This window comes from Sphingobacterium sp. UBA7253 (genome assembly GCF_002472745.1).
Taxonomy (GTDB): Bacteria; Bacteroidota; Bacteroidia; order Sphingobacteriales; family Sphingobacteriaceae; genus Sphingobacterium; species Sphingobacterium siyangense.
This window is the reverse complement of record NZ_DKSP01000180.1, coordinates 2,028-2,480: the sequence shown is the minus strand read 5'-3', so window position 1 is coordinate 2,480 and position 453 is coordinate 2,028. Positions and strand designations below refer to the sequence as shown.

Annotated in this window: 1 pseudogene; it reads left to right on the top strand. The window is 43.3% G+C overall.

The features are described from left to right. Positions 1-453 (top strand): annotated as a pseudogene (locus tag B2X72_RS18055) (DNA-directed RNA polymerase subunit beta'); the annotation flags it as partial.

Below are 453 nucleotides of genomic sequence, written 5' to 3'. Positions count from 1 at the left end.
GCGTAAAGGTCTTGCCGATACAGCATTGAAAACAGCGGATGCGGGTTACTTGACACGTCGTTTACATGACGTAGCGCAAGATATGATCGTTGTGGAACAAGATTGTGGTGGTTTACGTGGTATTTATACAACAGCATTGAAAGATAATGATGATGTTGTTGAACCATTGTTCGATCGTATTTTGGGTCGTACACCATTGCATGATGTTCTTCATCCGGATACTGACGAATTGATCGTTTCTGCAAATGAAGATATCACTGAGGAAATTGCCGAAACTATCGAAAAAGCAGGTATCGAAGGAATTGAGATTCGTACGGTATTAACTTGTGAGTCTAAGCGTGGTGTTTGTGCTTGTTGTTACGGACGTAACTTGGCGTCAGGTAAGCGTGTTCAGTTAGGTGAAGCTGTGGGTGTTATCGCCGCTCAATCAATTGGTGAGCCAGGTACACAGTT